The organism is Streptomyces sp. NPDC058291, from assembly GCF_042880855.1.
Lineage (GTDB): Bacteria > Actinomycetota > Actinomycetes > Streptomycetales > Streptomycetaceae > Streptomyces.
This window is the reverse complement of the sequence record NZ_JBHVYK010000107.1, coordinates 17037-25129: the sequence shown is the minus strand read 5'-3', so window position 1 is coordinate 25129 and position 8093 is coordinate 17037. Positions and strand designations below refer to the sequence as shown.

The window sequence follows — 8093 nt, the reverse complement described above, 5'->3', positions numbered from 1 at the left end:
TGCGTGCACAACTTCTCACGCTTCGCACAGCCCACCGAGCTCGACCTCAGCCGCTTCGAGGGCCGGTACCCGGTGGAGCTGTTCGGCGGGGTCCGCTTCCCGGCCGTCGGTGAACTGCCCTACCTGCTGACGCTGGCCGGGCACGGTTTCTACTGGTTCAGGCTGCGCAAGGACGCTGCGTAGAACCCCGAGGCGGGGCGGTTTCCCCTGCCCCGCCCGGGGCACGCATCAGTAACACCCCGACCCCCGCGGGGAAAGGAATGCGACGCCATGGCGGAAACGGTCACTCTCTCCGGCAAGACAGTCCCCGGTCTCCTCGGGTCACTGGAGCCCCTGCTGCGCGAGTGGCTGCCACGGCAGCGCTGGTTCGCCGGCAAGGGGCGTCCGGTGACCGGATTCTCGCTGGTGGCGGCCACCGAGCTGCTGCCGTCCGACTCCCGGCTGGGCCTGTACCACCTGCTGGTACGCGCCCGGCAGGGTTCGGGGCCGGGCGACTGCTACCAGTTGCTGATCGGCGTGCGCGAGGCGCTGCCGCCCCGGCTGGCTCCCGCGCTGCTCGGGCACGTGACCCAGGGGCCGCTGGCCGGGCGGACCGCCTTCGACGCCCTGTACGACGCCCGGTCCGCCGAGGTGCTGCTGGAGGCGCTGCGCACCCGGGCCCGGATCGGCGTGCTGCGCTGCGAGCGGGATCCGGCGCAGGAGATCCGGTCGGGCCTGGTCCCGCGCCGGCTGACGGGCGAGCAGTCGAATTCGTCCGTCGTCTTTGGAGATACGTTCATTCTCAAGCTGCTGCGCCGGGTCGTGCCGGGCGTCAACCCCGACCTGGAGCTGCCGCTGGCCCTGGCCGTCGAAGGCTGCGCCCGCGTGCCCGCGCCGACGGCATGGCTGCAGGCCGACCCGGGCGAGGGCCAGGGAGGCGACGGCCAGGGCGAGGACGAGTCCTACGTCCTGGGGGTGCTCCAGCCGTATCTGCAGGGCGCGGCGGACGGCTGGGAGCTGGCGCTGCGCGAGCTGGCCAAGGGCGAGGACTTCGTCGCCGAGGCCCGGGCGCTGGGCCGGGCCACGGCCGAGGTGCACGGGGCGCTGGCCCGGGCGCTGCCCACGGCGACACTGGGTTCGTCCCAGATAGGCCCGATGGTCGACGGCATGACCGAGCGGCTCGACGCGGCCGCGCAGGCGGTGCCCGCGCTGCGCCCGTACGCGCCCGCGCTGCGCACCGCCTTCACCGCTCTGGCCGACCTGGCGGCGGAGGGCCGGACCTGGACCGCCCAGCGCGTCCACGGCGACCTGCACCTCGGGCAGTGCCTGCGGGCGGCCTCCGGGGAGTGGACGCTGATCGACTTCGAGGGAGAGCCGGCCAGGCCGCTGGCGGAACGGCGGATGCCGCAGCCGACCGTGCGGGACGTGGCGGGCATGCTGCGCTCCTTCGACTACGCGGCCCACTCGGCGGACCCGCCCGACCCGGGCTGGGCGCACGCCTGCCGGGCCGCCTACTGCTCCGGATACGCCGAGGCGGCGGGCGTCGACCCACGCACCGACCCCGTGCTGCTACGGGCCTACGAGACGGACAAGGCGGTCTACGAGGTCGTCTACGAGGCCCGCCACCGCCCCGACTGGCTTCCCGTCCCCCTGTCCGCGATACACCGCCTCGCCGCCCCCGACCTGCCTTGAGGAGGCTCCGTTCGTGACTCCCCCGAAGAAGGTCAAGAAGGCCGCCGTGAAGAAGGACCGGCCCGCCGCGCCCGCGCCCGCCGCGTCCGCCGCGCCGGCAACCTCCCCGGCCCCGCCCCCCGCCCAGGTCGCGTCGCCCGAGCCGATCGCACCCCCCGAGCCGGCGGTTTCGCCCGAGCCGGTGCCGTCTCCCGCGCCGGTGCCGTCCCCCGCGCTGGACGCCGGTGACCGTGAGCGTCTCCTGCACGGCTCCCACCACGCCCCGCACGCGGTGCTCGGCGCGCATCCGGCGCCCGGCGGGGTCGTCTTCCGGGCGCTGCGTCCGTACGCCCGGTCCGTCACGGTGCTGGCGGGCGAGCTGCGCGCCGAGCTGCACAACGACGGCGACGGCTTCTTCTCCGGACTGCTGCCCCTGACGGAGGTCCCGGCCTACCGGCTGCTCGTGGCCTACGAGGACACGACCGTGGAGACCGAGGACGCCTACCGGTTCCTGCCCACACTGGGCGAGCTGGACCTGCATCTGATCGGCGAGGGCCGGCACGAGCAGTTGTGGACGGCCCTCGGCGCGCACCCGAGGATCCACCAGGGGGTGAGCGGCACCAGCTTCTCCGTGTGGGCTCCGAACGCGCGCGGTGTGCGGGTGGCCGGCTCCTTCAACTTCTGGGACGGCACGGGCCACCCGATGCGCTCGCTCGGCTCGTCGGGCGTCTGGGAGCTGTTCGTGCCGGGGGTCGGCGAAGGCGAGCTGTACAAGTTCGACATCACCCGGCCGGACGGCTCGCACACCCTGCGCGCCGACCCGATGGCCAGGCGTACCGAGGTGCCCCCCGCGACCTCCTCGATCGTGGACGCCTCGCACTACGCCTGGGGCGACCAGGAGTGGCTGGCCCGGCGGGCCGAGACACCCGTGCACCAGGCCCCGTTCTCCGTGTACGAGATCCATCTGCCGTCCTGGCGGCCCGGCCTCACCTACCGCCAGCTCGGCGACCAGCTGCCCGCCTACGTCAAGGACCTGGGCTTCACGCACGTCGAGCTGATGCCGGTCGCCGAGCACCCCTTCGGCGGCTCCTGGGGCTACCAGGTCACCGGCTTCTACGCGCCGACGGCCCGGCTGGGCACGCCGGACGACTTCAAGTACCTGGTGGACGCGCTGCACCGGGCCGGCATCGGCGTCCTGATGGACTGGGTTCCTGCGCACTTCCCGCGCGACGACTGGGCTCTCGCGGAGTTCGACGGACGTCCGCTGTACGAGCACGAGGATCCGCTGCGGGCCGCGCACCCGGACTGGGGGACGCTGGAGTTCGACTTCGGCCGACGCGAGGTGCGCAACTTCCTGGTGGCCAACGCGGTGTACTGGTGCGAGGAGTTCCACATCGACGGGCTGCGGGTGGACGCCGTCGCCTCGATGCTCTACCTCGACTACTCGCGCGAGCCAGGCCAGTGGACCCCGAACGAGCACGGCGGCCGGGAGAACCTGGACGCGGTGGCCTTTCTGCAGGAGATGAACGCGACGGTGTACCGCCGCAGTCCGGGCGTCGTGACCATCGCGGAGGAGTCCACGGCCTGGGACGGCGTCACGCGGGCCACCGACCAGCCGGGTCCGAGCGGCTTCGGGGGGCTCGGGTTCGGGCTGAAGTGGAACATGGGCTGGATGCACGACTCGCTGGACTACATGAGCCACGAGCCGGTGCACCGCAGGTACCACCACCACGAGATGACGTTCTCGATGGTGTACGCGTACAGCGAGAACTACGTGCTGCCCATATCGCACGACGAGGTGGTGCACGGCAAGCGCTCGCTGGTGTCGAAGATGCCCGGCGACTGGTGGCGGCAGCGCGCGGACCTGCGGGCCTATCTGGCGTTCATGTGGGCCCACCCCGGCAAGCAACTCCTCTTCATGGGGCAGGAGTTCGCCCAGGGCGCGGAGTGGTCGGAGGCGCACGGCCCCGACTGGTGGCTGCTGGACCCGGCGTACGGGGCCGAGGCTGACCACCGGGGCGTCCGGGACCTGGTGCGCGACCTCAACGCCGTCTACCGGGCGACGCCCGCGCTGTGGCAGCTGGACACCGACCCCGCCGGCTTCCAGTGGGTGGTCGGCGACGCGGCCGAGGACAACGTCTTCGCGTTCCTGCGCTACGACGCCGAGGGCTCGCCGCTGCTGTGCGTCAGCAACCTCTCCCCCGTCGTGCGCCACGACTACCTGCTCGGCGTTCCCGACGACGTCCCGGCCTGGCACGAGACGCTCAACACCGACGCGTCGGCGTACGGGGGCAGCGGCGTCACCGGCCCGGACCCGGTCAAGCCGGAGCCGCAGGGCCGCCACGGCCGCCCGGCGAGCATCCGCCTGACCCTGCCCCCGCTGGCGACGGTATGGCTGCGACCGGCATGAGACCCCGCCGCCCTGCACGCCCCGGACCGTGCCGCCCTGCACGCCCCGGACCGTGCCGGGCGGCGCGAACCGTCCCTCCCCCGTGACGGCCGTCCCGACGGCAACGCGAACCGGACGTCGACCGACGGCCGGGGCGGCCCCGCCCCGGTGATCACCGCCGGACGCGGCCGCGCCGGGCCGGATCAGGCGGCCCCCCGCCGTCGGGCCGGCCCGGGACCCCGCCCGGACGAGGGACGGCGACGGCGACGGCGGCTCGAACCGCCACGCCCCCGAGCCCGGGACGCGCAGCGGCCGGCCGACGCCGCCCCGGACGTCGAGGGTGTGGCCACGGCCGGCCCGAGGCCCCGCCCGCCGGGACGAGGGACGGCGACCGTGACGGCGGCTCGAACCGCCACGCCCCCGAGCCCGGGACGCGAAGCGACCGGCCGACGCCGCCCCGGACGTCGAGGGTGTGGCCACGGCCGGCCCGGGACCCCGCCGCCCGCCTACGGGATCGCGGCGGGAGCCGTCACGGACCCGCTGGTCACGGACCCGCTGCCGCCGGGGGCGTGAACGCGTCGGCCAGCGGCTTGGGCAGGGGCCGGCTGTGCAGCACCCCGAGCCGCTGGGTGGCCCGGGTCAGCGCCACGTACAGGTCGCTCGTGCCGTACCGCGCCGGTTCGACCACCAGCACCGAGTCGAACTCCAGGCCCTTCGACTGCCGGGGGTCCAGCAGAACGACCGGCTTCGTCAGGTCCGGCTCCGCGCCCGCGGTGATCCCGTCCAGCCGAGCCGCCAGCTTCCGGTGCAGATCGCGCGGAGCGATGACCGCGAGCCGGCCCTCGGCGGGCGTCAGCTCCGCCACCGCCCCGGCGACAGCGTCGGGCAGGTCGTCGCTCGCGCGCGCCCAGGGCCGCGTTCCCGTCGACCGCACGGAGCTCGGCGGTTCGAAATCCGGGTGCTCGGCGCGCACCACGGCGGCCGCCACCTCCATGATCTCCGCCGGAGTGCGGTAGTTCACGCCGAGACGGGTGTGCTCCCAGCGGTCCTGGACGTACGGCCGCAGGATCCGGTCCCAGGATCCGACGCCGGCCGCCTCGGCGGTCTGCGCCGGGTCGCCGACCAGCGTCATCGAGCGGGTGGGGCTGCGCCGCATGAGCAGCCGCCACGCCATCGGCGACAGCTCCTGCGCCTCGTCGACGATGATGTGCCCGAACGCCCAGGTCCGGTCGGCCGCCGCGCGCTCGGCGGCGCTGCGGTGGTCGTCCTCCTCGTGCCGCTCGGCGAACCGCTCGGCGTCGATGATGTCGTGCGCGGACAGGACCTCGGAGTCCTCCTCGTCCTTGTCCTCGAACTCGTAGGTCCGCGAGGCGTAGGAGACGTCCAGGACGCCCTGGGCGTAGGCGACCTGCGTCTCGCGCTCCCGCTCGGCCAGCGCCCGGGCCACCCGTTCGTCCACGCCGAGCAGTTCGGCGGCCTCGTCGAGGAGCGGCACGTCCGCCACCGTCCACGCCCGGGTCACCGGGCGGCGGATGACGGCCGCGTCGTCGTCCGAGACGTAGCCCACCGGGTCGGCGAGGAAGTCGGCGACCAGACGCTGCGGGGTCAGACGCGGCCACAGCTGGTCGACGGCGGCCCAGACCTCGGGGTTCTCGGCGAGTTCGTCGCGGATCTGGGTGATGTCACTCGGGTCGAGCAGGATCGTGCCGTCGAAGGGGTCCGTGCCGATGCGTTCGGCGACCATGTCGGTGAGCGTGTTCAGGATGTGGCCCTCGAAGTGCTCGCGGGCCGCGTTGTGCGGGAGGTTCGCGGCGCGGGCGCGCTCGCGGGCCATCCGCACCAGACCGTCGTCGAGCATCAGGATCTCGCGGTCGTGCTCGATCGCGATCACCGGTTCGGGCAGCGCCTGTCGGTCGCGTACGACGTCGGCGAGCACGTCCGCCATGTCGGCGCGGCCCTTGACCGCGGCCGCCTCCCGGGTGTCGGTCGCCGTCGCGCGGACGCCGGGGAACAGCTCGCCGACCGTCGCGAGCAGCACGCCGGTCTCGCCGAGCGAGGGCAGCACCTCGCCGATGTAGCCGAGGAAGGCGGGGTTGGGGCCGACGATGAGGACGGCCCGCTTGGCGAGCAGCTCGCGGTGCTCGTACAGCAGATAGGCCGCCCGGTGCAGGGCGACGGCCGTCTTGCCGGTGCCCGGGCCGCCCTCCACGACCAGCACGCCGCGGTGCGGGGCCCGGATGATCTCGTCCTGTTCGGCCTGGATGGTCTGCACGATGTCGCTCATCCGGCCGGTGCGCGCGGAGTCGAGGGCGGCGAGCAGCACGGCGTCGCCGGTGGGGTCCTCGTGGCCGGTGCGGGTGGCGTCGGCCAGGTCGAGGATCTCGTCGTGCAGGGCGGTGACCCGGCGGCCTTCGGTGGTGAGGTGCCGGCGGCGGCGCAGACCCATCGTGGTGTGGCCGGTGGCCAGGTAGAAGGGGCGGGCGATGTCGGCCCGCCAGTCGATGAGGATCGGCGTGCGCTCGTCGTCGTCGGTGCGCAGGCCGATGCGGCCGATGTGGTGGTCGGCGCCCGAGGCGAGGTCGATGCGGCCGAAGCACAGGGAGCCGTCCACCGCGTTCAGCGCGGCCAGCAGCCCGGAGCGCTCGGCCACGAGGATGTCCCGCTCCAGCCGTGCCTGCATGGGCTTGTCGCCCTGGGCGAGGGCGTCCGTGACGCCCGCCTCGGTGACCCCGCGCAGGGCGTCCACGCGTGCGTACAGCCCGTCGACGAATTCCTGCTCGCGCCGCAATTCACCGTCCGGAAAGTCGGTGTTTGACAATTCCACTCCCGCCCGCATATACTGTGCTCACTGAGCTTCTTCGCGACCTTTTCTCTTATGAAGTCGCGAATCATCGAATATACGCAGAGAAATCCCCCGAGCGCAATTGCTCGGGGGATTTCCGCTGTTCGGCCCGGGGCTACAGCACCTCGGACAGCTCCTCCAGAAGCCGCCGCTTGGGGCGCGCCCCCACCATCGCCTTCACCGGCTCTCCGGACCGGAACACCATGAACGTCGGCATCGACAGCACCCTGTAGGCGTTGGTCGTCTCCGGATTCATGTCCACGTTCAGCTGCACCACCTTCAGCCGCTCGCCCTCCTCGGCGGCGAGGGCGGTGAGCACCGGTCCCATCTGCCGGCACGGCGGGCACCAGTCGGCGGTGAACTCCACCAGCACCGGCAGTTCCGCCGCGAGCACCTCCGATCCGAAGTCCGCGTCCGTCACTTCCGCCACACCGTCGGCCTTGATCATCGTGTTCGCCCTCCCAGCTCGCACACCGGATCCGGACCACCCGGAACCGTCGCATCGGCCGCCAGCCTCTCCCGCGCCCGCTCGGCCCTGACCAGCTGCTCGCCGACCTGGGCGCGCACCGCGCGCAGCTCGCCGATCAGCTCGTCCAGCTCTCCCAGCTTGCGCCGGTAGACCGCGAGCGAGGCCGGGCAGGAGTCGCCCTCGGGGTGCCCGGCCCGCAGACACTCCACGAAGGGCCGGGTCTCCTCCAGGTCGAACCCGAAGTCCTGGAGCGTCCTGATCTGCCGCAGCAGCTTCAGGTCGTCCTCGTCGTAGGTCCGGTGTCCGTGGTCGTTCCGCCGGGCGGGCAACAGCCCCCGGGACTCGTAGTACCGCAGCGTCCGGGTCGTGGTCCCGGCCCGCGCGGCCAGCTCGCCGATGCGCATGCCTGCGACGGTACGGCTTGACGCCGACGTCAAGGCAACACCCCGGGAACGGGCGAGGGGAGGGGAAAAGGAAACGGCCCGGCACCGGGCCGAGCAGGGATGAGACCGGGGAAAAGGACCGGGCGGCCGAGCCACGGGGGAGTGCTCGGCCGCCCGGAGACGGTGCGGGCCGGGGGCCCGGGTCGGACGGTGCGGGCTGGTCCCGGGTGTCCGGCCCCGGTTCAGGCGGGGGGCGGCCCCCCCCCGTAGTTGGGCCCGGCGACGGGGTGGAGCAAGCCCATGGGCGGGAAATAAAGCCCCCCAACCCCCGCGGCGGGACCCACCCCCCGGCCGCCCCCG

6 protein-coding genes are annotated in these 8093 nt (G+C 73.5%); 3 read left to right on the top strand and 3 right to left on the bottom strand.

All coding sequences use genetic code 11. From position 1 onward, the window contains the following. From ACFVYK_RS33865 to glgB, 3 genes are all read left to right on the top strand, one after another. Window positions 1-183 (top strand): alpha-glucosidase C-terminal domain-containing protein (locus tag ACFVYK_RS33865; RefSeq protein WP_389780562.1); only part of this gene is annotated, 183 nt, incomplete at its 5' end. Window positions 184-270: 87 nt separating this feature from the next. Continuing rightward, window positions 271-1671: a phosphotransferase gene (locus ACFVYK_RS33860; RefSeq protein WP_389780561.1), complete on the top strand. Its 1401-nt coding sequence runs from the start codon at window positions 271-273 to the stop codon at window positions 1669-1671. 13 nt (window positions 1672-1684) lie between these two features. Then, window positions 1685-4060 (top strand): 1,4-alpha-glucan branching enzyme, encoded by a 2376-nt coding sequence (gene glgB, locus ACFVYK_RS33855; protein WP_389780560.1) that lies wholly within the window; start codon window positions 1685-1687, stop codon window positions 4058-4060. 523 nt (window positions 4061-4583) lie between these two features. Here glgB and ACFVYK_RS33850 read toward each other — a convergent pair. The 3 genes from ACFVYK_RS33850 to ACFVYK_RS33840 all read right to left on the bottom strand — a co-directional run bounded on the left by ACFVYK_RS33850 (window position 4584) and on the right by ACFVYK_RS33840 (window position 7754). Continuing rightward, entirely contained in the window at window positions 4584-6875 is a 2292-nt protein-coding gene (locus ACFVYK_RS33850; RefSeq protein WP_389780559.1) for a HelD family protein, read from the bottom strand. 121 nt (window positions 6876-6996) lie between these two features. Beyond that, window positions 6997-7329: a thioredoxin family protein gene (locus ACFVYK_RS33845; protein WP_389780558.1), complete on the bottom strand. Its 333-nt coding sequence runs from the start codon at window positions 7327-7329 to the stop codon at window positions 6997-6999. Next, window positions 7326-7754, bottom strand: coding sequence for a MerR family transcriptional regulator (locus ACFVYK_RS33840; RefSeq protein WP_389780557.1), 429 nt, complete (start codon window positions 7752-7754; stop codon window positions 7326-7328). The genes ACFVYK_RS33845 and ACFVYK_RS33840 overlap by 4 nt, the downstream gene beginning before the upstream one ends. Between the last annotated feature and the right edge of the window lie 339 nt (window positions 7755-8093).

What these genes read in the sequence shown, in the direction of transcription:
- ACFVYK_RS33845 (WP_389780558.1), bottom strand. Translation starts at nt 7,329, where the DNA reads ATGATCAAGGCCGACGGTGTGGCGGAAGTGACGGACGCGGACTTCGGA.
- ACFVYK_RS33840 (WP_389780557.1), bottom strand. Translation starts at nt 7,754, where the DNA reads ATGCGCATCGGCGAGCTGGCCGCGCGGGCCGGGACCACGACCCGGACG.
- ACFVYK_RS33850 (WP_389780559.1), bottom strand. Translation starts at nt 6,875, where the DNA reads ATGCGGGCGGGAGTGGAATTGTCAAACACCGACTTTCCGGACGGTGAA.
- ACFVYK_RS33860 (WP_389780561.1), top strand. Translation starts at nt 271, where the DNA reads ATGGCGGAAACGGTCACTCTCTCCGGCAAGACAGTCCCCGGTCTCCTC.